This window comes from Bacillus cereus (genome assembly GCF_002577405.1).
GTDB classification, from domain to species: domain Bacteria; phylum Bacillota; class Bacilli; order Bacillales; family Bacillaceae_G; genus Bacillus_A; species Bacillus_A cereus_AU.
Genome location: NZ_NULR01000013.1, coordinates 82634 through 106979 on the forward strand (window position 1 = coordinate 82634; position 24346 = coordinate 106979).

Sequence of the window (24346 nt, forward strand, 5' to 3'; positions counted from 1 at the left end):
GGTTTGAGTCTATTCGCCGCAATTGGATATATGGTTCGAGAAGTGTTTGTCTTTGTTTCTTATGTGAAGAACAATGCGTTTCCACAGCCGTTATCATCAGATGATGAGAGAAAGTACCTAGAGTTAATGGAGCAAGGTGATGCTCAAGCGAGAAATCTTTTAATTGAACATAATTTACGGCTTGTAGCTCATATCGTTAAAAAATTCGAGAACACCGGTGAAGATGCAGAAGATTTAATTTCAATTGGCACAATTGGGCTTATTAAAGCAATCGAAAGCTATTCAGCAGGGAAAGGAACAAAGCTTGCGACGTATGCGGCACGCTGTATTGAAAATGAAATTTTGATGCATTTACGTGTACTAAAGAAAACGAAAAAAGACGTTTCACTTCATGATCCGATCGGGCAAGACAAAGAGGGGAATGAAATATCGCTTATTGATATATTAAAATCAGAGTCTGAAGATGTAATTGATATGATTCAGCTTAGTATGGAGTTAGAAAAGATTAAAGAGTATATCGATATTTTAGATGAACGAGAGAAAGAAGTTATCGTAAAGCGTTTTGGACTTGGGCTTGATAAAGAAAAAACGCAGCGGGAGATTGCGAAGGCGCTTGGTATTTCAAGAAGCTATGTATCAAGAATTGAAAAGCGTGCTTTAATGAAAATGTTCCACGAATTTGTAAGGGCAGAGAAAGAGAAAAAAGCAAAAGAATAATGTGTATTGCAAGCAGCCATATTTTAAAATTGGCTGCTTTTATTTTTGTAAATAAGGGAAGAAAACGAGTTGTGATAGGAAAGAAATACATGTTCACTGTTGAAAATGACGGATTCTATCTGTAATATTAGAAGGTGCTAAACAATTTAAGAATAATATCATACCTTAGTTTTTCATCTGATATGTGGGAATAAGAACCAATTTTCCATATGATATAGAAAGGAAAGAAGGGGAAACTAAAGTTATAGACTGATTAGGAGGTTTCGCAATTTGCGACGTACATTATATCGACTTATGATTGAACTTACAAATGGTCGCTTTACTTCTTATATATTACGTAAATTTGCACAATCTCGTTTGAGCTCGATCATTATTCCATCGTATGCGAAAGTTTTTCAAATTAACCAAGATGAGATGGAAAAGGGTTTAAAGGAATATAGAACATTGCATGAATTATTTACGCGTAGGCTAAAAGAAGGAAAGCGTAGTGTTGATACAGATACATCGAGTATCGTTAGTCCTGTTGATGGTGTTTTTGCTGATCATGGTCCTATTGAGGACACAAAAACATTTGATATTAAAGGCAAGCGTTATTCAATTGTGGATATGCTAGGTAATGAAGAACGCGCGAAGCGATATGCAGGCGGTACATATATGGTCATTTATTTGAGCCCAAGTCACTATCATCGCATTCATAGTCCGCTTTCTGGTTCTGTGACTGAAAGATTTGTACTCGGTAGAAAATCATATCCGGTAAATGCAGCTGGTATGGAATATGGAAAAGAACCATTGTCAAAAAATTATCGCTCTGTTACTGAAGTGAATAGTGACGGTGAACATATGGCTCTTGTAAAAGTAGGTGCTATGTTTGTGAATAGTATTGAGCTCCTTCATGAAAGAAGTACTGTTCAAAAAGGCGAAGAAATGGCATACTTTACATTTGGTTCAACAGTTGTGTTATTGTTTGAAAAAGATATGATAGAAGTGGTGCCGGAATTAACAAGTGGACAAGAACTTCGTCTTGGTGAAAAAATTGCTACTCGATTAGTTCATAAATAAAGGAAAGATTTTATAACTGTAAGTAAGAGTTATGGACAAAGATGCTTAATGATGCCCCCTAGATGGGAGTACTTGTTTATTCGAGAGCCATCGTAGGATGGCTCTTTTTACAGGTCGGCCAGTAGTTTATATGTAATTAAGACGATTTGACAAGCTTGTCCTCTAATGAGCGTCTAATTATTTCTTGTTTTATAAGTAAAATGAAGTCGGGATTTAATTTTAGTTCTTTTGCTTTATAATAAGACTCAGTGAGTAACTCAGTAGATAACTGTTCCATATGTTTTGTTTTCAAGGTGAGTCACCTCCTAATAATATAAGGATTGATTCGCTGTTGCATTTAATGTACCAAAAAAATATGACAGTCACAAACGATGGGTTATCCACATGCCTAGGTGGATAAAATGTGAATAGAATGTTAGTAAATTCCAAATTAACTGAAAAATTAACGTGGAAAATGTGTACAATTTTATCCACAGGTTATATATCGAAAAATGTTGTCGAAAAATTTTATGAAAACTCCTCAAAGAGGTGAAAGAAATTGAAGTTATTTTTACCAAATGAATACGTGAAAAATGTATATCATGTTCAACCAGAAGATTTGAAAAAACGTGGGATTAAAGGCGTTATTACTGATTTAGATAATACTTTAATTGAATGGGATCGTCCAAATGCAACGCCACAACTAGAAAAGTGGTTTTTGGAAATGAAAGAGCAAGGCATCCAAGTAACGGTCGTTTCAAATAATAATGAGCAACGTGTGAAAGACTTTGCTGATCCATTAGGTATTCCATTTATTCATAGTGCGCGTAAACCATTTGTTCGCGCATTTAAGCGTGCGATACAAGAGATGCGTTTACAACCAGATGAAGTTGTAGTAATTGGGGATCAGTTACTAACGGATGTGCTTGGTGGAAATCGAGTGGGACTTCATACAATTTTAGTTGTACCGGTAGCACAAACAGACGGATTAGTGACGCGCTTTAATCGAAAAATTGAACGCAGAATCATGAGAAACATGAAGAAAAAAGGTTTAATTAACTGGGAGGAATAAAGTTTGACTGAAACAATTAAATGTATTGGTTGCGGTGTAGAAATTCAAACAGAAAATAAAAACGAAGTGGGGTATGCTCCTACTTCATCTTTAGAGAAAGAACAAGTAATTTGTCAACGTTGTTTTCGCTTGAAGCATTACAATGAAATTCAAGATGTATCATTAACGGATGATGACTTCCTACGTATTCTAAATGGAATTGGAAAATCGGATGCGCTAGTAGTTAAGATTGTAGATATTTTTGATTTTAATGGTAGCTGGTTACCTGGCTTACATCGTTTCGTAGGAAATAATAAAGTATTACTTGTTGGAAATAAAGCTGATTTAATTCCTAAGTCAGTAAAAGATGATAAAGTAAAGCATTGGATGCGCTATAGTGCAAAGCAGCTAGGATTAAAGCCAGAAGATGTCTTTTTAATTAGTGCAGCGAAGGGACAAGGGATTGCTGAACTTGCGGATGCTATTGAGTATTATCGCGATGGTAAAGATGTTTATGTTGTTGGATGTACGAATGTAGGGAAATCAACATTTATTAATCGTATGATTAAAGAATTTAGTGATGAGACTGAAAATGTAATTACAACATCTCATTTCCCAGGAACAACACTTGATTTAATTGATATTCCATTAGACGAAGAATCTTCTTTATATGATACGCCAGGTATCATTAACCATCATCAAATGGCTCATTATGTTGGAAAACAAAGCTTAAAGCTTATTACACCAACAAAAGAGATTAAGCCGATGGTGTTCCAATTAAATGAAGAACAAACGTTATTCTTTAGTGGATTGGCACGTTTTGATTATGTAAGTGGTGGTCGTCGTGCGTTTACTTGTCACTTCTCGAATCGTTTAACAATCCATCGTACAAAGCTGGAAAAAGCAGATGAATTGTATAAAAATCATGCTGGGGATTTACTAAGCCCGCCAACACCAGAAGAATTAGCAAATATGCCTGAACTAGTGAAATACGAGTTTAATATTCGTGAACCAAAAACGGATGTTGTATTCTCTGGCTTAGGATGGGTTACTGTGAACGAACCAGGAGCGAAAATTGTTGCACACGTACCAAAAGGAGTAAGTGTTTCATTGCGTAAATCTTTAATTTAATATGGAGAGGGATTTATGAAACAATTATATGGTGTAATCGGAAATCCAATTGGACATTCATTATCACCCGTTATGCATAATGATGCATTTGAACACTTGAATATGGATGCCCATTATCATGCATTCCTTGTTGAAGAGGAAGTGCTAGGGGAAGCAGTAAGAGGTTTAAAAGCATTAGGTATTTCAGGATTTAATGTAACAACTCCGCACAAAGTTGCTATTATGGAGTATTTGGATGAGATTGACCCGCTAGCAAGGCAAATTGGTGCAGTAAATACAGTGGTTCATAAGGGTGGAAAATTAATTGGCTACAATACAGATGGAATCGGTTTTGTTCGAGCATTACAGTCAATTAGTAATGAACCACTTCAAGGGAAACGTATTTTGCTACTTGGCGCAGGTGGAGCTAGCCGAGCTATTTATTTTTCTCTTGCTGATGTAGGTGTAAAAGAGATTGATGTGGCCAATCGTACAGTAGATAAGGCGAAAGAACTTATTGCTGCATGTACGGCTAATGTTAATTCTGTTGCTTTATCGCTAGAAAAAGCAACAGAGGAACAAGGAAATTATGATATTATCATTCAGACGACAACAATAGGCATGCATCCACACGTTGAACATACACCATTACACATTTGTTCGTTAAAAAAAGGAACGATTGTATCAGATATAATTTATAATCCATTTGAAACGAGAATTTTATGTGAGGCAAAAGAGCAAGGTGCAATCATTCAAAATGGTATTGATATGTTTGTTTATCAAGGGGCACTTGCATTTGAAATGTGGACAGGACGCATACCAAATATTGATCGAATGAAACAATTAGTTATAAAAAAGCTTGGAGGCTAACATATATGTTAACAGGAAAACAAAAAAGATTTTTACGTGCACAAGCACATCATTTAACACCAATTTTTCAAGTAGGAAAAGGCGGCGTAAATGAGAATATGGTGAAACAAATTGGAGAAGCGTTAGAAGTTCGTGAACTATTTAAAGTGAGCGTATTACAAAACTGTGAATTTGATCGTCGTGAAGTTGCAGAAGAGCTTGCACAAGGCGCACGAGCTGAAATCGTTCAAGTAATCGGAAGCACAATTGTTTTATACAAAGAATCAAGAGAAAATAAGCAAATTAAGCTTCCACGATAAACGGTATACGTGAGTTGTTTCGTAGTTGACGCTTAATATATATTGAGCGAAACCAATTGGACTTTTATTAACAGTAGACTCTCTTCAAATGTTTATGGGGAGAGTTGCTGTATGTAAAAGGAAGGAGCGTTTCTTTTGAGAAAAATTGGCATTATTGGTGGCACATTTGATCCACCTCACAATGGGCATTTGTTAATTGCAAATGAAGTGTACCATGCTTTAGGTTTGGAAGAGGTATGGTTTTTGCCGAACCAAACTCCACCGCACAAACAAGGCCGTAACATTACGAGTGTGGAAAGTCGATTAAATATGCTACAAGTGGCGACTGAGGAAGAATCATACTTTTCAATTTGTTTAGAAGAGCTAAACAGAGAAGGCCCATCTTATACGTATGACACTATGTTACAATTAACGGAGAAGTATTCGGACGTGCAGTTCCACTTTATTATTGGCGGAGACATGGTTGAGTATTTGCCAAAGTGGTATAACATTGAAAAGTTACTTAAACTTGTAACTTTCGTTGGAGTTACGAGACCAGGTTATACATTGAATACGCCTTATGATATCGTAAAAGTGGAAATTCCGGAGTTTGCAGTTTCTTCATCTTTATTACGTGAGAGATATAAAGAGAAGAAAACATGTAAATATTTGCTACCTGAAAAAGTACAGGTATATATCGAGAGGAATGGGTTGTATGAATCGTGAGGAAGCACTTAATATTGTCAAACAACAAATGCATGAAAAACGTTATATACACACGATTGGTGTAATGGAAACAGCGATTGAACTTGCTCGTTTATATGGTGTAGATGAGAAAAAGGCAGAGACAGCTGCTATCTTTCATGATTATGCAAAATGTAGAGCGATTTCAGAAATGGAAGAGATTATTAAGAGAGAAGATTTGCCGAAGGATCTACTTCACTATAACAAAGAGTTATGGCATGCACCTGTGGGGGCATACTTAGTAGAAAAAGAAGTAGGCATTACTGATTCTGAAATTCTGCAAGCTATTACATATCATACAAGTGGTCATGAAAAAATGACAATGTTAGATAAAGTTATTTATGTAGCAGATTACATTGAACCAGGACGTAAGTTTCCAGGTGTAGAAGAAGCGAGGGAACTCGCATATAAAGATATAAATCAAGCTTTATTGTTTGCTTTAAAACGAACAATTCAATTTTTAATGGAAAAAGATCAAACGATTTATCCATTAACATTCCAAACATACAATGCAGTTATCAAGGAGGAAATTATTAAATGAAAGATAAAGATTTATTAGTATTAGCGGCAAAAGCAGCTGATGATAAGAGAGCAGAAGATATGGTTGTACTAAATATGCAAGGTATCTCACCAATTGCAGACTATTTTATTATTTGTCACGGGAATTCGGACAAGCAAGTGCAAGCAATTGCACGTGAAATTAAAGCGAAGGCACATGAGTTCGAAATTAACGTGCAACGTATGGAAGGTTTTGATGAAGCGCGTTGGGTGTTAGTGGACCTTGGTGATGTAGTTGCGCATGTGTTCCATAAAGATGAGCGTAATCACTACAACTTAGAGCGTCTATGGGGCGATGTACCGCGTGAAGATATCGCAGATGAGCTAGATCAATGAAATACGAACAATTTGCTTTGCTGTATGACGAACTGATGAATGATGTCCCTTATGATAAATGGGTGGAATTCACAGAAGAAAGTTTGCAACAGGCATCCATGAAAGAGGCAAAGATTCTTGACGTAGCATGTGGAACTGGTAACGTAACACTTCCACTTGTGCGAAAAGGCTATGACTTAATTGGTGTAGATCTTTCGGAAGAAATGTTGACTGTCGCACAGCAAAAACTAGGAGGAGAAGGGTACTTTATTCCTTTTTACCAACAGGACATGCGAGAGCTTGATGTTCCAGGTGAGTTTGACTGTGTAACCATCTTTTGTGATTCATTAAATTATGTATTGCAAGAAGATGGAGTGCAAGAAACATTTAGAAGAGTATTTCACCATTTACGTCAAGATGGTTTGTTTTTATTTGATGTACATTCTCTATATAAAATACATCATATATTTCAAAATGAAACATACACAGTGAATGGAGAAGAAATATCTCTTATTTGGAATTGTTTCCCTGGTGAAGAACCAGATAGTGTAGAACATGATTTAACATTCTTTGTTCAAGATCCAGAAGAAGATGTATACCATCGTTTTGACGAATGTCACATGCAACGTGCATATCAGGTTGAAGAATTAACGAAATGGCTTGAAGAAGCTGGATTTACAGTGCTTCGCGTGACTGGTGACTTCGAACGAATCGAAGTGACAGAACAAACAGAGCGTATTTTCTTCATGGCGAAGAAAAATAGATAAAACAAAAGCAACCGAGAAGGTTGCTTTTGTTTTGTAAAAAAGATGTTATTTTAGTTCTAGAATAATAAAAAGATGCTATGTGTGAAGTGTGAAAATGCAAGTTTAAGTGAAAATTTAGTATAAAAAATAAGTATTGATAAAAAGGATTTGGAATGCTGGTGACGTATTTATTATGTGTGTTTATTGAATTGTTGATCAACGCATTTTAAATCTTCATCAAATTTCTCGTGTGTCCGCTCGATTAATTTATGAAACATATCTCCGACATGTTCTTCTAAAACACGAATACCTTCTCCTGTAACGCCGCCTTTGACACATACCTTTTCTTGTAAAGTAGGTAATGTGAAGATTTCTTTTTCAAGTAATTTCCCCATTCCAACGACCATTTCACTTACTAAAGTAGTGGCTTCTTCATGCGTAATATTTGTTTTATCTACAGCAGCATTAATGAAACATTGTAATAAATAACTAAAGAATGCAGGGCCACAGCTTGCTATATCAGATGAAACGCGTGTTATATCTTCTTCTATTACAAGGGGAGTAGAAATGTTTTTGAATAGACGCAGTAGTTTTTGTTGCCACTCTTCAGAGCATTTACTTCCGAATGTAAATAGTGATGCGCCAGATAAGGCACGGTTTGTAATGCTCGGAATAATACGTGCGACGTGGCATGGTACAAGTGTCTCTAATTGTGATGGAGATATTGGACTTGTGATAGAAACTAAACACTTTTCATCAGAAAAATGGTCAGCATATTTTTGTAGGATAGGGTATATATCTATCGGTTTCACGCAAATAAAAATAAGATGTGATCGTTCGATTACCTCATCGATAGTTTTGGCTATATGAACAGAAGGGTATTTTTCCTTTATATGATATGCTTTGGCGGGCGTTCGATTAATGATTGTAAGGCACGAAGGTTTGACAGCACGGGTTTCTAAAAATGCGTCGATTAGTATATTCCCCATGTTCCCTGTCCCTATAATTCCTATGTTCAATGTTTCATCCCTCCTTCGTAACGGCTTTCTCCTAAACAATATGAATGATGTTATAAATTTATGATTAGAGGTGTAATTTGATGTGGGATTTTCCGAAAAAATGGTTGGGTTTAGTAGCTGTTATTGGAGCTTTATTTTTTCTTGTTTTTTGGAAAACGAGCCAGAGTGCAGAACAATCGCCTATTACAATGGATGTGCAAGCGAAAAATGTGGAGAAAAAAAGTAAACCGAAAATACCGGATACAAAGGAGCAGAAAAAAATAATAATCATTGATATGAAAGGGGCTATTGTTAAAGAGGGTGTGTATGAAATGAAAGAAGGGGACCGAGTCAAGGATGCAGTTGAAAAGGCGGGTGGTTTTTTGCCAGAGGCAGATATGAAGAAGGTGAATTTAGCACAAATTGTACAAGACCAAATGATCCTTTATGTACCGAATAAAAATGAGCAAGTACAGGAGGATGCTGCTTTTCCAAAAAAAGAGGGGAAAATTCAAATAAATGCAGCTTCTAAAGAGCAACTCGAAAAAATCACAGGCATTGGCTCTCGAAAAGCAGAAAGTATTTTGAAATACCGAGAGGAACATGGTCCGTTTCAGAAAATAGAAGATTTATTAGAGATTGATGGAATTGGGGCGAAGTCTCTAGAAAAAATAAAAGATCAAATTATTGTTCCGTAAAAGATTGACGAAGTTTTTCTTCTTTCGCTACACTACAAGTAGACAAAAAAGAAGGTGAAAAATATGGAACGAATTTCATGGGATCAATATTTTATGACGCAAAGCCATCTGTTATCTTTACGTAGTACATGTACAAGGCTTGCGGTAGGAGCGACAATCGTTCGTGATAAACGAATTATTGCTGGTGGATATAATGGCTCAATTAAAGGTGGCGTACATTGTATAGATGATGGATGCTACGTAATTGATAATCATTGTGTTCGTACAATTCATGCAGAAATGAATGCTTTATTACAATGTGCAAAGTTTGGAGCGAAAACAGAGGAAGCGGAAATTTACGTTACGCATTTCCCTTGTTTACAATGCTGTAAGGCAATTATTCAAAGTGGTATTACAGCAGTTTATTATGCACAGGATTATAAAAACCATCCGTATGCCGTAGAGTTATTTGAACAAGCAAATGTAACGGTGAAGCACGTTCCGCTGGAATATGATATTACAGCACTAGAGGAACAAAAGCGTCATATGGATTTGAAAGAACTATTTGCATCTTTAGAAAAAGATAATTTATCGATGGAAGAATTACAGCATGTATTCACGCAAGCAAAAATGATGCTATAAGGAGTGAGTATGAGTTGAATGGACAATGGGGCTATGTTGCAATCTCGTTTGTAATGGGGATTGCAATTGCCTTTTCCACGTCGTCTTTTTTGATTGTTTGTTGTCTTGCTTTCTATGTCTTATTTTGTTTATATCGTACTTCGCGTAAAACCTTCTTTTTTTGTATGGTAGCGTGTTTTAGTGGCGCTATGTACACTTCATATGTTCAGGGGCAAAATAAGTCTCTAGGAGAGCTCTACGAAGTTACACGAGGGGTGATACAAAATACACCTCTTATTAACGGAGATCGCCTATCATTTCAAATTGAGGATCAGCATAAAAATTTAGTGCAGTTAAGTTACAAAATTAAATCATCCTTGGAAAAGAAACAATTGCAACAATTATATGCAGGGGTATCATGTGTATTCAAAGGTGAGAGGAAAGAACCGCAAACAGCTAGGAATTTTCATGGTTTTAATTACCGTGATTATTTATATAAGCAAAATATTCATTTCATATTTGATGCTACATATATTTCTGAATGTCATAAAACATCATTGTCACTCATGCAATGGATTCTCCTTTTGAGACAGCAAGCAATCTCAAAAGTTACAGAAATGTTCCCTGAGCAATCAGGTGCTTTTATGAATGCGTTATTATTTGGTGATAGACAACAAATGACGTTTGAAGTTGAAGAGCAATACCAACAATTTGGCCTTGTGCATTTGTTGGCGATTTCGGGATCGCACATTGTATTGTTAATGGTGATCGTGTACTTTGTTTTGCTAAGAAGTGGTGTGACGAGGGAGGTAGGGACCGTCTGTCTTATCGTCTGTATTCCTTTGTATATGATTTTAGCAGGGGCGTCACCGTCTGTAATAAGGGCTTCTATAACAGGAGTTTTGTTGTTGATTGCTTTCATGTGTTCTATTCGTTTATCTAGCTTAGACGCTTTAAGTGTAACAGCTATATGTATGCTTATATACGATCCGTATCTTGTTTTTAATATTGGATTTCAATTTTCATTTGTAGGTAGTTTCGCTTTAATTTTGTCTGCTTCGATATTACTAGGTCGTAGTAATGGAGTAATCCGAAATTCGATTTACATTTCTATTATTTCACAGCTCGTTAGTACGCCGATTTTGTTATACCACTTCGGTTATTTTTCTCCCTATAGTATTTTCCTCAATCTCCTATATGTTCCGTTTTTATCTATAATTGTGTTACCGTGTAGCATTATTATTCTGATGTGTATGCCGATTATCCCATTTCTCGCAAAAGGACTTGCGAATGTACTATCAATTGGTTTGAGTATTTCTAATGATTTTTTAAGTTACTGTGAAAATTTACTATTTACCCGGCTTATTTTCGGGCAAACACCTATACTTCTAGTAGCGGTATATTGTGTAATTATTGTTAGTGTATTGATAGTTTGGGAAAGGAGGATGTCAAAAAGGATTATGTTCATAGTTGTGGGTGTATTTCTTTTTGTTTGTACATGTCATTATGTATATCCATATTTTCGTGAAAGTGGCAGCGTTACATTTATTGATGTTGGACAAGGTGATGCAATCTTAATTCGCCTTCCATATGATAAAGGAGTTTATCTTATTGACACAGGTGGAACGCTTCAACTCAATAAAGAAGAATGGCAACGGAAAAAACATGAATTTTCTGTTGGGCACGATATTCTCGTTCCTTTTTTACAAAAGGAAGGTATAAAAACGATTGACAAATTAATTGTAACGCACGGGGATGCAGATCATATAGGTGCCGCATTGGATTTATTATCATCTATTACTGTAAAGGAAGTTGTATTTGGCCAGAAGGAGCAAGATGCAGTATTAGAAAAAGTATTAAAGAAAAAGGCATTAGAAAAGAGAGTGAACATAAGTAAAGTGAAGGAAGGGGAAAGTTGGAGTGTAAATGGAGCGGAATTTGTTGTGTTAGCTCCAAACGGAAAGGAATCTAATGAAAATGATTCCTCAATTGTAATATGGGCGAAATTTGGAGGGGTAACGTGGTTGTTTACAGGAGATTTAGAAGAAGGTGGAGAGAGTCGTTTAGTATCAAAATATCCCGCATTGCGGGCGGATGTTTTAAAGGTTGCTCATCATGGGAGTAAGACGTCGTCTATATCCTCCTTTTTAAGCCTTATACAGCCTAGTGTAGCGATTATTTCTGTAGGAGAACGCAATAGATATGGGCACCCTCATAAGGAGATTATAGAGCGTTTTGAGAAGATGGACATTGAAATATGGCGTACGGATAAACAAGGTGCTATTTCCTATGTTTTTAAAGGAGAAAACGGAACCTTTAAAAGTAAAATGACATATGATGAAACACATAGTAGATGAAAAAGAAAAGACTGCCATAAAGTGGCAGCCTTTAAGAACCGATAAATTTAATAACAGTTGCAATAATGAAAAGTGTTGCGAAAAAACCAAATGAGACGATAAATCCTACTCCTGAATCAATAGCGTCATTGCGTTTACTTTGAACGTTTTGTTCAAAATTATTCATTTAGAATCCCTCCCCAACATTCCACTTTAGTATAAAATATTGTCAGAAAAAAATCTACAATTTCCACATGAAGAGGAATCGAGTATTTTTACTGTTTTTTAGTTCATTAACTAACGTAAGTTTTTCGTTTCCAAGCTTGTTAACAGTTGGCACTTATACTCGGATTTTTATTGTGAATAATAAAGGGAAGGTGATTACCGCACACCAATAAGAAACCCGGGACTTATTGCGTGGCGTTTTATATAAATAAAGGGACGGGTTTATACAGCCTGTTCCTTTGTACTTGTAAAACAAAAGCTAGGGCATTAGTATAAATATATATTGCCAAGTTAGGGAGTAGGAAAAAGTATGAGTGATATACATAAAAAAATTAAAAAGAAGCAGTTTGCTCCGTTATATTTACTATATGGAACGGAAGCGTTTTTTATAAATGAAACGATAAAGCTTATTACAACAGAAGCGCTTGAAGAAGAAGACCGAGAGTTTAATGTTGTGACATACGATTTGGAAGAGGCGTATTTAGAAGATGTGGTTGAGGATGCGCGTACGCTTCCTTTTTTTGGAGAACGGAAAGTGTTATTAATAAAATCACCACTATTTTTAACTTCACAAAAAGAAAAGTTAGAACAAAATATAAAAATTTTAGAAGAATATATTGGTGAACCTTCTCCGTTTTCTATTCTTGTTTTTGTTGTGCCTTACGAAAAGCTTGATGAACGTAAAAAAATTACAAAACTATTAAAGAAAACAGCGGATATAGTAGAAGCGAATGCGATGCAAGTGCAGGATGTTCAAAAATGGATTGTTGCACGTGCAGATGAGGTGCATGTGCACATTGACAATGCAGCTGTTAGTTTGTTGTTAGAGCTTGTGGGAAGTAATGTAACGATGTTAGCGAAGGAAATGGATAAGTTAACATTATACGTCGGTATGGGCGGAGAGATTACACCGAAGCTTGTTGCAGAGCTTGTGCCGAAATCTGTTGAGCAAAATGTGTTTGCTTTGACAGAAAAAGTGGTGAAAAAAGATATCGCAGGTGCGATGCAAATTTTGGATGGATTATTTACGCAACAGGAAGAACCAATTAAACTGCTTGCGTTATTAGTGAGTCAATTCCGCTTGCTGCATCAAGTGAAAGAGTTACAGCAACGTGGTTATGGGCAAAATCAAATAGCGTCTCATATTGGTGTGCATCCGTATCGTGTAAAGTTGGCGATGAATCAAACGAAGTTTTTCTCCTTTGAAGAATTAAAAAAAGTCATTATAGAATTAGCGGAAGCTGATTATAGTATGAAAACGGGAAAGATGGATAAGAAGCTTGTACTCGAGTTTTTCTTAATGCGGTTAAATCATATGTAGTGATACAAAAAAGTTCATGTACTTAGTACGTGAACTTTTTTGTATATAAAAAAACGACCCAAATGGATCGTTTTTTAAACGCCTTACGCGTTTACTTGTTTCGCTAAGCGAGATTTTTGACGAGCTGCAGCGTTTTGGTGGATAAGACCTTTACGAGCTGCTTTGTCAAGTTTTTTAGAAGCAGTTTTGAAAGCTTCTTTAGCATTTTCAAGATCGTTATTAGTAACTAAAGCTTCTACAGTTTTAACAGCAGAACGCATGTCAGACTTGATAGAAGCGTTATGTGAACGACGCTCTTCGCTAAGTTTAGCGCGTTTGATAGCAGATTTGATGTTTGCCATACTTTTCACCTCCCTGGTGCAATCGAATGACTCGATTCATAACATAGAACAAGTGATATTCTATCAAACGGTGAAGAGAATTGCAATAGTATATCAATGAAATTTCACGTAAAGGAAAGAATGACCTTATATAACTTTGGGAAATCTAACGATATTTACTATGAATTACGGAGGAGATACGATGAAAGAACCATTAGATTTAAGTAAATATAGTGTTAGAACGGACCTTGCTGTAGAGGCGCATCAAATGCTGCAAGAGCGACAAGGAGAACAAAAAGAACAAAAAGGGATACAGGGAGTTATTGTAAAAGAGAGGGAAGAAGAGGGTATTACAATTACAAAAGTAACGATTGATGAGGTTGCATCTGAATCGATGGGTAAAAAACCTGGAAATTATTTAACTCTTGAGGTGCAAGGGATACGTCAGCAAGATACGGAACTCCAGCAAAAAGTAGAGCGTGTTTTTGCCAAAGAGTTTTCTTATTTCTTAGAAGAGGTTGGCGTTACAAAAGAAGCGAGTTGTTTAATCGTCGGGCTTGGGAATTGGAATGTAACACCAGATGCGCTTGGACCGATAGTTGTAGAAAACGTATTGGTAACGAGACATTTGTTTCAATTGCAGCCGGAAAGCGTAGAAGAAGGATTTAGGCCTGTTAGTGCAATCAGGCCGGGGGTAATGGGAATTACAGGAATTGAAACGAGCGATGTTATTTATGGGATTATCGAAAAAACGAAACCAGACTTTGTAATTGCGATTGATGCATTAGCTGCCCGTTCTATTGAACGAGTAAATAGTACGATACAAATTTCTGATACAGGAATTCATCCAGGGTCTGGTGTTGGTAATAAACGTAAGGAATTAAGTAAAGAAACATTAGGTATTCCTGTTATTGCAATTGGTGTTCCGACTGTGGTTGATGCAGTTTCTATTACGAGTGATACAATCGATTTTATTTTGAAGCACTTTGGAAGAGAGATGAAAGAGGGGCATAAGCCGTCACGTTCTTTATTACCGGCGGGATTTTCATTTGGAGAAAAGAAAAAACTAACAGAAGAAGATATGCCAGATGAAAAGAGTAGGAATATGTTTTTAGGAGCTATTGGTACGCTGGAAGAAGAAGAAAAAAGAAAATTGATTTATGAAGTACTATCTCCTCTCGGTCATAATTTAATGGTGACTCCAAAAGAAGTAGATGCATTTATTGAGGATATGGCCAATGTAATAGCGGGTGGTTTAAATGCAGCGCTGCATCATCAAATTGATCAAGATAATACAGGAGCATATACACACTGATGGAAAGAGGCGACAATGGTTTAAGCCGCTTTGCGCTTTTGTGTATATGTAGTGCAGCATTATGCCTGCTTATGATGATAGCGGGAGTGGCGCTTGCTAATCATGGTTTGAAAAGTATGAAAGGTTATCAGCAGTTGTCATATGAGCAAATAGCTCATATGACAGGGACAGAGGGTGCGGGTGCTGAATCAGAAATTTTGGGGAATTCGTTTTCAACTATTGAAAAACAAAAACAACTAGAAAGTTTAAGAAGTTTTAATGTCGTAGAAGGAATGGGTATGGCAATAGCGAGTGTTGCTTATGAAATGACAAAGTTTGGGACAGATATAGTTGTCGGGAAAGTAAAAGAAATTTTTAGTTAAGAGTCAAACGGAGGACGGTTGTTTTACATATTTGTAAGACAGCCGTTTTTTAATTTGAAAAAGGTTTGTCTCTTATGGTTTGTTCGCATAAGATATAGATAGAATGATTTGTATTGTAAGCAGCACGAGTTTTCATTGAATCTTTGCTGCTCTATTGATATAATCAGTGCTAGTGTATATTGGCGAGACTATTAGGAGTTGAGAACATAGATGAACAAAGAAGAAAGAGCAAAAAGACAGTCCAAAATCCGTAATTTCTCTATCATTGCTCATATTGACCACGGAAAGTCAACTTTAGCAGACCGTATTTTAGAGAAAACAAACGCGTTAACACAACGTGAAATGAAAGCTCAATTGCTTGACTCTATGGATTTAGAGCGTGAGCGTGGTATTACAATTAAATTAAACGCAGTACAATTAAACTATACAGCAAAAGACGGTGAAGAGTATATTCTTCACTTAATTGATACACCAGGACACGTCGACTTTACGTACGAAGTATCTCGTAGTTTAGCGGCTTGTGAAGGCGCGATTCTTGTAGTAGATGCAGCGCAAGGTATTGAAGCACAAACGTTAGCAAACGTATACTTAGCGCTTGATAATAATTTAGAAATCTTACCAGTTATTAATAAAATCGACTTACCAAGTGCGGATCCAGAACGCGTACGTCAAGAAGTAGAAGATGTAATTGGTTTAGATGCATCGGAAGCTGTACTTGCTTCAGCGAAAGCTGGCATTGGTATTGAAGAAATTTTAGAACAGATCGTTGAAAAGGTACCAGCTCCAACGGGTGATTCAGAAGAGCCGTTACAATGTATGATCTTCGATTCTTTATATGATCCGTACCGCGGTGTAATTGCATACATTCGTGTTGTAAATGGAACTGTAAAAGTTGGCGATAAAGTACGTATGATGGCAACTGGAAAAGAATTTGAAGTAACAGAAGTAGGTGTATTTACACCGAAAACAACGCAACGTGACGAGCTAACAGTAGGTGATGTAGGTTTCTTAGCGGCATCGATTAAAAATGTTGGTGACACACGCGTTGGTGATACGATTACACATGCGAAACGTCCTGCTGCAGAGGCGTTAGCAGGTTACCGTAAATTAAACCCGATGGTATTCTGTGGTCTGTACCCGATTGATTCTGCTCGTTATAACGATTTACGTGATGCGTTAGAAAAATTAGAGTTAAACGATTCTGCTCTTGAGTTTGAGCCTGAAACATCTCAAGCGCTAGGATTTGGTTTCCGTTGTGGTTTCTTAGGACTTCTTCACATGGAAATCATTCAAGAACGTATTGAACGTGAATTTAAGATTGACTTAATTACAACAGCGCCAAGCGTTATTTATAAAGTTTATTTAACAAACGGTGAAGATGTTATTGTTGATAATCCATCTAATATGCCAGATCCACAGTCTATCGATCGCGTAGAAGAGCCGTTTGTAAAGGCTGCAATTATGGTTCCGAATGACTATGTTGGAGCTGTAATGGAAATTTGCCAAGGTAAACGTGGAACGTTTATTGATATGCAATATTTAGATGAAACACGTGTTACATTGACATATGATATCCCGTTATCAGAAATCGTATATGATTTCTTCGATCAATTGAAATCAAATACGAAAGGATATGCATCATTTGACTACGAGTTAATCGGTTATAAACCATCTAAACTTGTGAAAATGGATATTCTTTTAAATAATGAACAAGTGGATGCTTTATCATTTATTGTGCACCGTGATTCAGCGTATGACCGTGGTAAAGTAATTGTAGAGAAATTAAAAGAATTAATTCCAAGACAACAGTTCGAAGTGCCAATTCAGGCGACGATCGGAAACAAAGTTGTAGCACGTTCTACAATTAAGGCAATGCGTAAAAACGTACTTGCGAAGTGTTACGGCGGTGACATTTCTCGTAAGCGTAAACTTCTTGATAAGCAAAAAGAAGGTAAAAAACGTATGAAGTCTGTTGGTTCTGTAGAAGTACCGCAAGAGGCATTCATGGCTGTACTGAAAATGGATGACAACTAATATTTGAAATAAAAAAAGAAGTCGTTTATGCGGCTTCTTTTTTCTGTATAATTACTTTTTAGACATCTTAGCATCTCTCATTTACAATGGTGAGAGAGCTTTTTAGTTCATACAGAGTTAGGAGATTGTTAATGTCCGAAAATATTCGAAAAGATATTCACGAGAAAATACAAAATGGTAATTTTAATTGTGAAAAGGAATTGACGCTTTCTATTATTAGCGGAAAGTGGAAAGTTGTGATACTGTGGCATCTTGGTGTGGAAGGGCCTCATCGTTTTAGTGAATTACAACGATTATTCCCAAGCATTTCTCATAAAGTTTTGTCGAATCAATTAAAAGAGTTAATGGAGGATGGGATTGTTAATCGAACAGTGTATCCTGAAATTCCTCCTCGCGTTGAGTATTATATGACGGAACTAGGCATGTCGCTTTTACCAATCGTTGAAATGATGTATGATTGGGGAAAAATGCGAATGGAACAAATCCGTAATACGTTAGAGAAGTAGAGAATCCTCCGGAGTGCGGAGGTTTTCTTTTTAGAAAGGTAGGGGTTATATTTGGTACAAGCTGCATATATTCATATTCCATTTTGTCAGCATATTTGTCACTATTGTGATTTTAATAAAGTGTTTATTGAACGCCAACCGGTAGATCAATATTTAGAGTATTTGGAGAAAGAAATAATAAACACGGTTCAAAAAGTACCGTTTGATAGTATGAAAACGATTTTTGTTGGCGGGGGAACTCCGACAGCATTAAATATGGAACAGACAAAAAAACTACTTGATATTATTAACCGTCGTTTACGTCCATTTGCTCCGAATTGTGAATTAACATTTGAAGCGAATCCAGGTGATTTACCGAAAGAGAAGTTAAACGTATTGTTAGAAGGCGGCGTGAACAGAATTAGTTTTGGTGTACAAACGTTTCGTGATGAACTGCTTGAGAGAATTGGACGCAAGCATACGAGAGAAGATGCGTTTGTGGCAATTCGAGAAGCGCAGGAAGTTGGCTTTAAAAATATTAATGTAGATATTATTTATGCTTTGCCAGGACAGACGATAGAAGATGTAAAAGAAACATTAGACATTGCTTTTACGCTTGGTGTACAACATTTCTCGGCATATTCATTAATTGTGGAACCGAAAACAGTATTTTATAACTTAATGAATAAAGGGAAGTTGAGACTTCCGGGTGAAGATCACGAAGCGAAAATGTACGAAATGGTAATGGATGAAATGGAGAAACATGGTTATAGCCAGTATGAAATTAGCAATTTCTCAAAAGGTGATAATGAAAGTAGACATAACCTCACATATTGGAATAATGAAGAGTATTATGGATTTGGAGCTGGAGCGCATAGTTATGTAAATGGAGAACGTATCCAAAATGTAGGGCCGCTCAAGCAATATTTCAATAAAATTGATGAAACTGGATTTCCGTATTTAGACGTTCACACAGTAACGGAGAAAGAAAGAATGGAAGAAGAGTTGTTCTTAGGGCTTCGAAAAACAAAAGGTGTGTCTAAAATAGCATTTCAAAAGAAATTTAATATGGATATGGATCAAGTTTTCGCGAAGCAGTTACAAACCAATCAAGAACAAGGATTGCTTGAAGAGAGAGATGGATATGTTCGTTTAACGCGAAAAGGAAAATTATTAGGGAATGAAGTATTCCAGTCATTTTTGATTGACTAATTAAATGTTCCATAAACGTGAAAAAGTTTCATTATTTCGTGACGTTTCCGTTGACAATTGAATGTCAATTTTGGTAAGTTATTAATAGATTTAGCACTCGAAGACAAAGAGTGCTAACAGAGGTGATGATGAGATGCTTACGGAACGTCAGCTCTTAATTTTGCAAACAATTATTGATGACTTTATTGGATCAGCGCAGCCCGTTGGGTCTAGAACGTTGGCTAAAAAAGAGGAAATTACATTTAGTTCAGCTACTATTCGAAATGAAATGGCTGATTTGGAAGAATTAGGTTTTATTGAAAAAACGCATAGTTCTTCTGGACGTGTTCCTTCTGAGAAAGGATACCGATTTTATGTAGACCACCTTTTAGCCCCGCAAAACTTACCGAACGATGAGGTTGTACAAATTAAAGATTTATTTGCTGAAAGAATTTTTGAAGCGGAAAAAATTGCACAGCAATCTGCTCAAATTTTATCAGAACTTACGAACTATACGGCCATTGTTCTTGGACCGAAGTTAAGTACAAATAAACTTAAAAACGTACAAATTGTGCCGCTTGATCGTCAAACTGCAGTCGCTATTATTGTAACGGATACAGGGCATGTACAAAGTAAAACGATTACCGTTCCGGAATCTGTTGATTTATCAGATTTAGAAAAAATGGTTAATATTTTAAATGAAAAGCTATCTGGCGTACCGATGGCAGAACTTCATAATAAAATCTTTAAAGAGATTGTTACAGTTTTACGTGGGTATGTTCATAATTACGATAGTGCAATAAAAATGTTAGATGGTACATTTCAAGTTCCGTTATCGGAAAAGATATACTTTGGAGGAAAAGCAAATATGCTTTCGCAACCAGAGTTCCATGACATTCAAAAAGTAAGATCCTTGCTGACAATGATTGATAACGAAGCTGAATTTTATGATATTTTGCGTCATAAACAAGTAGGTATTCAAGTTAAAATTGGCAGGGAAAATTCTTCGATTGCTATGGAAGATTGTAGTTTGATTTCTGCAACGTATTCGATTGGAGAAGAGCAACTCGGAACAATTGCAATTTTAGGTCCAACGAGAATGCAATATTCTCGTGTCATTAGTTTGTTACAGTTATTTACGAGACAATTTACTGATGGACTTAAAAAGTAAATGAGAGTAATACATTCGCTCAAGTGATGAAGTTTTCATTGCTGTGTGTAATATATAATGCTTAGGTAATCATGCTATACATGATACCTAATACCTTTTAAGGAGGTGAAAATTGTGGAAGAGCGTAACGAACAAGTGGTAGAAGAAGTGAAAGAAGCGCAAGTTGAAGAAGCTGTCACGCCAGAAAACAGTGAAAAAACTGTAGAAGAAAAAAGTGAGGCTGCTCTTTTACAAGAAAAAGTAGATGAGTTACAAGCGAAACTAACGGAAACGGAAGGTCGCACATTACGTCTACAAGCTGATTTTGAAAATCATAAGCGCCGTGTCCAAATGGATAAACAGGCTGCTGAAAAATATAGAGCACAAAGTTTAGTTTCAGATATTTTGCCAGCTCTTGATAATTTTGAAAGAGCGATGCAAGTGGAAGCAGCTGATGAGCAAACGAAATCCTTGTTACAAGGTATGGAAATGGTGCATCGTCAATTGCTAGAAGCGTTGACTAAAGAAGGTGTTGAAGTGATTGAATCTGTTGGTAAACAGTTTGATCCTAATGAGCACCAAGCTATTATGCAAGTGGAAGACAGTGAATTTGAATCAAATGCGGTTGTGGAGGAATTCCAAAAAGGTTATAAACTAAAAGACCGTGTCATTCGCCCATCAATGGTAAAAGTAAATCAATAATTTACATAAAAGTAGGAGGAATCGCCATGAGTAAAATTATCGGTATTGACTTAGGTACAACAAACTCTTGTGTAGCTGTTATGGAAGGTGGAGAACCAAAGGTTATCCCAAATCCAGAAGGAAACCGTACAACACCTTCTGTTGTAGCTTTCAAAAATGAAGAGCGTCAAGTTGGGGAAGTTGCGAAACGTCAAGCAATTACAAACCCAAATACAATTATGTCTGTTAAACGTCATATGGGTACAGACTATAAAGTAGAAGTTGAAGGTAAAGATTATACACCTCAAGAAATTTCTGCAATCATTTTACAAAACCTAAAAGCTTCTGCTGAAGCATACTTAGGTGAAACAGTAACGAAAGCTGTTATTACAGTACCTGCATACTTCAACGATGCAGAACGTCAAGCAACAAAAGATGCTGGTCGTATCGCTGGTTTAGAAGTTGAGCGTATCATTAACGAGCCAACAGCAGCAGCACTTGCTTACGGTTTAGAAAAACAAGATGAAGAACAAAAAATCTTAGTATACGACTTAGGTGGCGGTACATTTGACGTATCTATCCTTGAGTTAGCAGACGGCACATTCGAAGTTATTTCAACTGCTGGTGACAACCGTCTTGGTGGAGATGACTTTGACCAAGTTATCATTGATCACTTAGTAGCTGAGTTCAAAAAAGAAAATAACATTGATTTAAGCCAAGATAAAATGGCACTTCAACGTTTGAAAGATGCAGCTGAAAAAGCGAAAAAAGATCTTTCAGGTGTAACACAAACGCAAATTTCATTACCATTCATTAGTGCTGGAGCTGCTGGTCCATTACACTTAGAATTAACGTTAACAAGAGCGAAATTCGAAGAGCTTTCAGCAGGTCTTGTTGAAAGAACTTTAGAGCCAACTCGTCGTGCATTAAAAGACGCTGGTTTTGCTCCAAGTGAATTAGATAAAGTTATCCTTGTTGGTGGATCTACTCGTATCCCAGCTGTACAAGAAGCTATTAAACGTGAAACTGGTAAAGAGCCATATAAAGGTGTAAACCCTGATGAAGTTGTAGCATTAGGTGCTGCAGTTCAAGGTGGCGTACTTACTGGTGATGTAGAAGGCGTACTATTATTAGACGTGACTCCACTTTCTTTAGGTATCGAAACTATGGGTGGTGTGTTCACGAAATTAATCGAGCGTAACACTACAATTCCAACAAGTAAATCACAAGTATTCTCAACAGCTGCTGATAACCAACCAGCTGTAGACATTCATGTACTACAAGGTGAGCGTCCAATGTCAGCTGACAACAAAACGCTAGGTCGTTTCCAATTAACAGACCTTCCGCCAGCACCACGTGGTATTCCTCAAATCGAAGTAACATTCGATATTGATGCGAACGGTATCGTTAACGTACGTGCAAAAGACTTAGGAACAAGCAAAGAGCAAGCTATTACAATCCAATCTTCTTCAGGTCTTTCTGATGAAGAAGTAGATCGTATGGTACAAGAAGCAGAAGCAAATGCTGATGCTGACCAAAAACGTAAGGAAGAAGTTGAACTTCGTAACGAAGCTGACCAACTTGTATTCCAAACGGATAAAGTTGTAAAAGATTTAGAAGGTAAAGTGGATGCAGCTGAAGTAGCGAAAGCAACAGAAGCGAAAGAAGCATTACAAGCGGCAATCGAGAAAAACGAACTTGAAGAAATCCGTGCGAAAAAGGATGCTCTACAAGAAATCGTACAACAATTAACTGTTAAATTATACGAGCAAGCTCAAGCGGCTGCAGGGCAAGCAGAAGGTGCGCAAGGAGCACAAGACGCTGGCGCGAAGAAAGACAATGTAGTTGACGCTGAGTTTGAAGAAGTAAAAGAAGACAAGTAATATAAATAAGTAAGATGACAAAAAGTCAAAGTCAAGCGTGCCTTGGCTTTGGCTTTTTTCATGAATGAGAAGAAATGTGTGAGGATCTTAAGTTTTTTACTTTGCATACTGTAAGTGAGGAAACTTTGTTGCAAAGCACTTTCTTTCGGTGTTAAAATTACGTTTATGTGAAAGATTCGGGGGTTGCAAATTTATGAGTAAACGAGATTATTATGAGGTCCTTGGCCTTAGCAAAGGTGCTTCTAAAGATGAAATAAAAAAAGCGTATCGTCGTTTGGCTAAAAAATACCATCCAGACGTAAGTAAAGAAGAAAACGCAATTGAAAAGTTTAAAGAAGTACAAGAAGCATACGAAGTATTAAGCGATGATCAAAAGCGTGCGCAGTACGATCAATTTGGTCATGCTGGTGCAAATCAAGGGTTTGGCGGCGGAGGAGACTTCGGTGGTGGCTTCGGCTTTGAAGATATCTTTAGTTCATTCTTTGGCGGCGGTGGAGGCAGACGTCGTGACCCAAATGCTCCGCGCCAAGGTGCTGACTTACAATACCAAGTTACTTTAGAGTTTGAAGAAGCTATTTTTGGTAAAGAGTTAAATGTTGAGATTCCAGTAGAAGATCCATGTGATACTTGTAAAGGTAGCGGAGCAAAACCAGGAACTTCAAAAGAAACATGTAAACATTGTTCAGGATCAGGTCAAGTAAGTGTAGAACAAAATACACCGTTTGGTCGTATTGTAAACCGTCAAGCTTGTGGTCATTGTTCAGGAACTGGTCAAATGATTAAAGAAAAATGTACGACATGTCACGGTTCAGGTAAAGTACGTAAACGTAAAAAAATTAATGTTAAAATTCCAGCGGGTATCGATAATGGCCAACAAATTCGTGTATCTGGAAAAGGTGAAGCGGGCGTAAATGGCGGACCAGCAGGAGATTTATATGTAGTCGTTCATGTAAGAAGTCATGAATTCTTCGAGCGTGAAGGAGATCACATTATTTGCGAAATGCCATTAACATTCGCACAAGTAGCGCTTGGTGCTGAAGTAGAAGTGCCTACAGTTCACGGAAAAGTGAAGTTAAAAATTCCGGCAGGAACACAAACAGGAACGGAATTCCGTCTAAAAGGAAAAGGTGCTCCGAACGTACGTGGATATGGTCAAGGAGATCAATACGTAGTCGTTCGCGTTGTTGTACCGACGAAATTAACTTCGCATCAAAAAGAATTATTGCGTGAGTTCGCTGGTCAGGAAAATCAAGATGATAGCTTATTCGGAAAGCTTAAACGTGCTTTCAAAGGGGAATAATGGAAATAAAAAATGGAGTT

General features: G+C 36.8%; 27 protein-coding genes. 23 read left to right on the plus strand and 4 right to left on the minus strand.

Translation table 11 applies throughout. From position 1 onward, the window contains the following. Nucleotides 1-3 precede the first annotated feature (3 nt). Complete coding sequence (sigK, locus tag COC96_RS16165; protein ID WP_000051382.1) at nucleotides 4-717, plus strand: RNA polymerase sporulation sigma factor SigK; 714 nt, start codon at nucleotides 4-6, stop codon at nucleotides 715-717. 270 nt (nucleotides 718-987) lie between these two features. Continuing rightward, the gene (locus tag COC96_RS16170) at nucleotides 988-1776 is read left to right on the plus strand and encodes a phosphatidylserine decarboxylase (RefSeq protein ID WP_098268150.1); all 789 of its coding nucleotides are present in this window, start codon (nucleotides 988-990) and stop codon (nucleotides 1774-1776) included. A gap of 136 nt (nucleotides 1777-1912) precedes the next feature. On the opposite strand, the gene COC96_RS16175 is transcribed toward COC96_RS16170, so the two are convergent. Further along, on the minus strand, nucleotides 1913-2068 hold the full coding sequence (locus tag COC96_RS16175) for a sporulation histidine kinase inhibitor Sda (protein WP_000850094.1): 156 nt from the start codon (nucleotides 2066-2068) through the stop codon (nucleotides 1913-1915). A 246-nt stretch (nucleotides 2069-2314) separates the two neighbouring features. Between COC96_RS16175 and COC96_RS16180 the strand changes: the two genes are divergently transcribed. The 8 genes from COC96_RS16180 to COC96_RS16215 all read left to right on the plus strand — a co-directional run bounded on the left by COC96_RS16180 (nucleotide 2315) and on the right by COC96_RS16215 (nucleotide 7448). Then, nucleotides 2315-2827: a YqeG family HAD IIIA-type phosphatase gene (locus COC96_RS16180; RefSeq protein ID WP_097906201.1), complete on the plus strand. Its 513-nt coding sequence runs from the start codon at nucleotides 2315-2317 to the stop codon at nucleotides 2825-2827. Between the two features lie 3 nt (nucleotides 2828-2830). Next, nucleotides 2831-3937 (plus strand): ribosome biogenesis GTPase YqeH, encoded by a 1107-nt coding sequence (gene yqeH, locus COC96_RS16185; protein WP_000140805.1) that lies wholly within the window; start codon nucleotides 2831-2833, stop codon nucleotides 3935-3937. 15 nt (nucleotides 3938-3952) lie between these two features. Further along, complete coding sequence (aroE, locus tag COC96_RS16190) at nucleotides 3953-4786, plus strand: shikimate dehydrogenase (protein WP_097906200.1); 834 nt, start codon at nucleotides 3953-3955, stop codon at nucleotides 4784-4786. 5 nt (nucleotides 4787-4791) lie between these two features. After that, nucleotides 4792-5085 (plus strand): ribosome assembly RNA-binding protein YhbY, encoded by a 294-nt coding sequence (gene yhbY / locus COC96_RS16195; RefSeq protein WP_000955228.1) that lies wholly within the window; start codon nucleotides 4792-4794, stop codon nucleotides 5083-5085. 135 nt (nucleotides 5086-5220) lie between these two features. Next, a complete protein-coding gene (locus COC96_RS16200; RefSeq protein WP_097906199.1) occupies nucleotides 5221-5790 on the plus strand; it encodes a nicotinate-nucleotide adenylyltransferase in 570 nt (189 codons plus the stop codon). After that, on the plus strand, nucleotides 5780-6349 hold the full coding sequence (yqeK, locus tag COC96_RS16205) for a bis(5'-nucleosyl)-tetraphosphatase (symmetrical) YqeK (protein WP_097906198.1): 570 nt from the start codon (nucleotides 5780-5782) through the stop codon (nucleotides 6347-6349). Before COC96_RS16200 ends, yqeK begins: the two co-directional genes overlap by 11 nt. Then, complete coding sequence (rsfS, locus tag COC96_RS16210; RefSeq protein ID WP_097906197.1) at nucleotides 6346-6702, plus strand: ribosome silencing factor; 357 nt, start codon at nucleotides 6346-6348, stop codon at nucleotides 6700-6702. The genes yqeK and rsfS overlap by 4 nt, the downstream gene beginning before the upstream one ends. After that, on the plus strand, nucleotides 6699-7448 hold the full coding sequence (locus tag COC96_RS16215) for a class I SAM-dependent methyltransferase (RefSeq protein WP_098268148.1): 750 nt from the start codon (nucleotides 6699-6701) through the stop codon (nucleotides 7446-7448). The genes rsfS and COC96_RS16215 overlap by 4 nt, the downstream gene beginning before the upstream one ends. Nucleotides 7449-7618: 170 nt before the next feature. On the opposite strand, the gene comER is transcribed toward COC96_RS16215, so the two are convergent. Beyond that, nucleotides 7619-8446 carry a late competence protein ComER gene (comER, locus tag COC96_RS16220; protein ID WP_097906195.1) on the minus strand — a complete coding sequence of 276 codons (828 nt, stop codon included), beginning with the start codon at nucleotides 8444-8446 and terminating at the stop codon, nucleotides 7619-7621. A gap of 77 nt (nucleotides 8447-8523) precedes the next feature. Here comER and COC96_RS16225 point away from each other — a divergent pair, with 77 nt between their 5' ends. The 3 genes from COC96_RS16225 (at nucleotide 8524) to COC96_RS16235 (ending at nucleotide 12080) form a co-directional block, all read left to right on the plus strand. Next, nucleotides 8524-9123, plus strand: a complete 600-nt coding sequence (locus COC96_RS16225; RefSeq protein ID WP_098268147.1) for a helix-hairpin-helix domain-containing protein — start codon at nucleotides 8524-8526, stop codon at nucleotides 9121-9123. A gap of 63 nt (nucleotides 9124-9186) precedes the next feature. After that, nucleotides 9187-9744: a ComE operon protein 2 gene (locus tag COC96_RS16230; RefSeq protein WP_098268146.1), complete on the plus strand. Its 558-nt coding sequence runs from the start codon at nucleotides 9187-9189 to the stop codon at nucleotides 9742-9744. A 14-nt stretch (nucleotides 9745-9758) separates the two neighbouring features. Beyond that, nucleotides 9759-12080: a DNA internalization-related competence protein ComEC/Rec2 gene (locus COC96_RS16235; protein WP_098769056.1), complete on the plus strand. Its 2322-nt coding sequence runs from the start codon at nucleotides 9759-9761 to the stop codon at nucleotides 12078-12080. Between the two features lie 31 nt (nucleotides 12081-12111). Here COC96_RS16235 and COC96_RS16240 read toward each other — a convergent pair whose 3' ends face one another. Further along, a complete protein-coding gene (locus COC96_RS16240; protein WP_001058627.1) occupies nucleotides 12112-12246 on the minus strand; it encodes a YqzM family protein in 135 nt (44 codons plus the stop codon). A 348-nt stretch (nucleotides 12247-12594) separates the two neighbouring features. Here COC96_RS16240 and holA point away from each other — a divergent pair, with 348 nt between their 5' ends. Beyond that, nucleotides 12595-13605 carry a DNA polymerase III subunit delta gene (gene holA, locus COC96_RS16245; protein WP_097906192.1) on the plus strand — a complete coding sequence of 337 codons (1011 nt, stop codon included), beginning with the start codon at nucleotides 12595-12597 and terminating at the stop codon, nucleotides 13603-13605. 83 nt (nucleotides 13606-13688) lie between these two features. Here holA and rpsT read toward each other — a convergent pair whose 3' ends face one another. Beyond that, complete coding sequence (rpsT, locus tag COC96_RS16250) at nucleotides 13689-13946, minus strand: 30S ribosomal protein S20 (RefSeq protein ID WP_001274014.1); 258 nt, start codon at nucleotides 13944-13946, stop codon at nucleotides 13689-13691. Nucleotides 13947-14127: 181 nt separating this feature from the next. On the opposite strand from rpsT, the gene gpr reads away from it, so the two are divergent. From gpr to dnaJ, 9 genes are all read left to right on the plus strand, one after another. Next, the gene (gene gpr, locus COC96_RS16255; RefSeq protein WP_098268143.1) at nucleotides 14128-15240 is read left to right on the plus strand and encodes a GPR endopeptidase; all 1113 of its coding nucleotides are present in this window, start codon (nucleotides 14128-14130) and stop codon (nucleotides 15238-15240) included. Then, the gene (locus COC96_RS16260; protein ID WP_373561063.1) at nucleotides 15240-15602 is read left to right on the plus strand and encodes a YqxA family protein; all 363 of its coding nucleotides are present in this window, start codon (nucleotides 15240-15242) and stop codon (nucleotides 15600-15602) included. The genes gpr and COC96_RS16260 overlap by 1 nt, the downstream gene beginning before the upstream one ends. A 210-nt stretch (nucleotides 15603-15812) precedes the next feature. Continuing rightward, nucleotides 15813-17636: an elongation factor 4 gene (gene lepA / locus COC96_RS16265; RefSeq protein ID WP_098268141.1), complete on the plus strand. Its 1824-nt coding sequence runs from the start codon at nucleotides 15813-15815 to the stop codon at nucleotides 17634-17636. Between the two features lie 131 nt (nucleotides 17637-17767). Then, the gene (locus COC96_RS16270) at nucleotides 17768-18142 is read left to right on the plus strand and encodes a winged helix-turn-helix transcriptional regulator (protein ID WP_097906188.1); all 375 of its coding nucleotides are present in this window, start codon (nucleotides 17768-17770) and stop codon (nucleotides 18140-18142) included. 51 nt (nucleotides 18143-18193) lie between these two features. After that, entirely contained in the window at nucleotides 18194-19333 is a 1140-nt protein-coding gene (gene hemW / locus COC96_RS16275) for a radical SAM family heme chaperone HemW (protein WP_098769057.1), read from the plus strand. A gap of 133 nt (nucleotides 19334-19466) precedes the next feature. Continuing rightward, entirely contained in the window at nucleotides 19467-20483 is a 1017-nt protein-coding gene (gene hrcA / locus COC96_RS16280; RefSeq protein ID WP_097906186.1) for a heat-inducible transcriptional repressor HrcA, read from the plus strand. A 114-nt stretch (nucleotides 20484-20597) separates the two neighbouring features. Beyond that, nucleotides 20598-21164 (plus strand): nucleotide exchange factor GrpE, encoded by a 567-nt coding sequence (gene grpE / locus COC96_RS16285; RefSeq protein WP_098769058.1) that lies wholly within the window; start codon nucleotides 20598-20600, stop codon nucleotides 21162-21164. Between the two features lie 26 nt (nucleotides 21165-21190). Next, nucleotides 21191-23026, plus strand: coding sequence for a chaperone protein DnaK (gene dnaK / locus COC96_RS16290; RefSeq protein WP_016086236.1), 1836 nt, complete (start codon nucleotides 21191-21193; stop codon nucleotides 23024-23026). A gap of 193 nt (nucleotides 23027-23219) precedes the next feature. Continuing rightward, nucleotides 23220-24326 carry a chaperone protein DnaJ gene (gene dnaJ / locus COC96_RS16295; RefSeq protein WP_098769059.1) on the plus strand — a complete coding sequence of 369 codons (1107 nt, stop codon included), beginning with the start codon at nucleotides 23220-23222 and terminating at the stop codon, nucleotides 24324-24326. Nucleotides 24327-24346 lie beyond the last annotated feature (20 nt).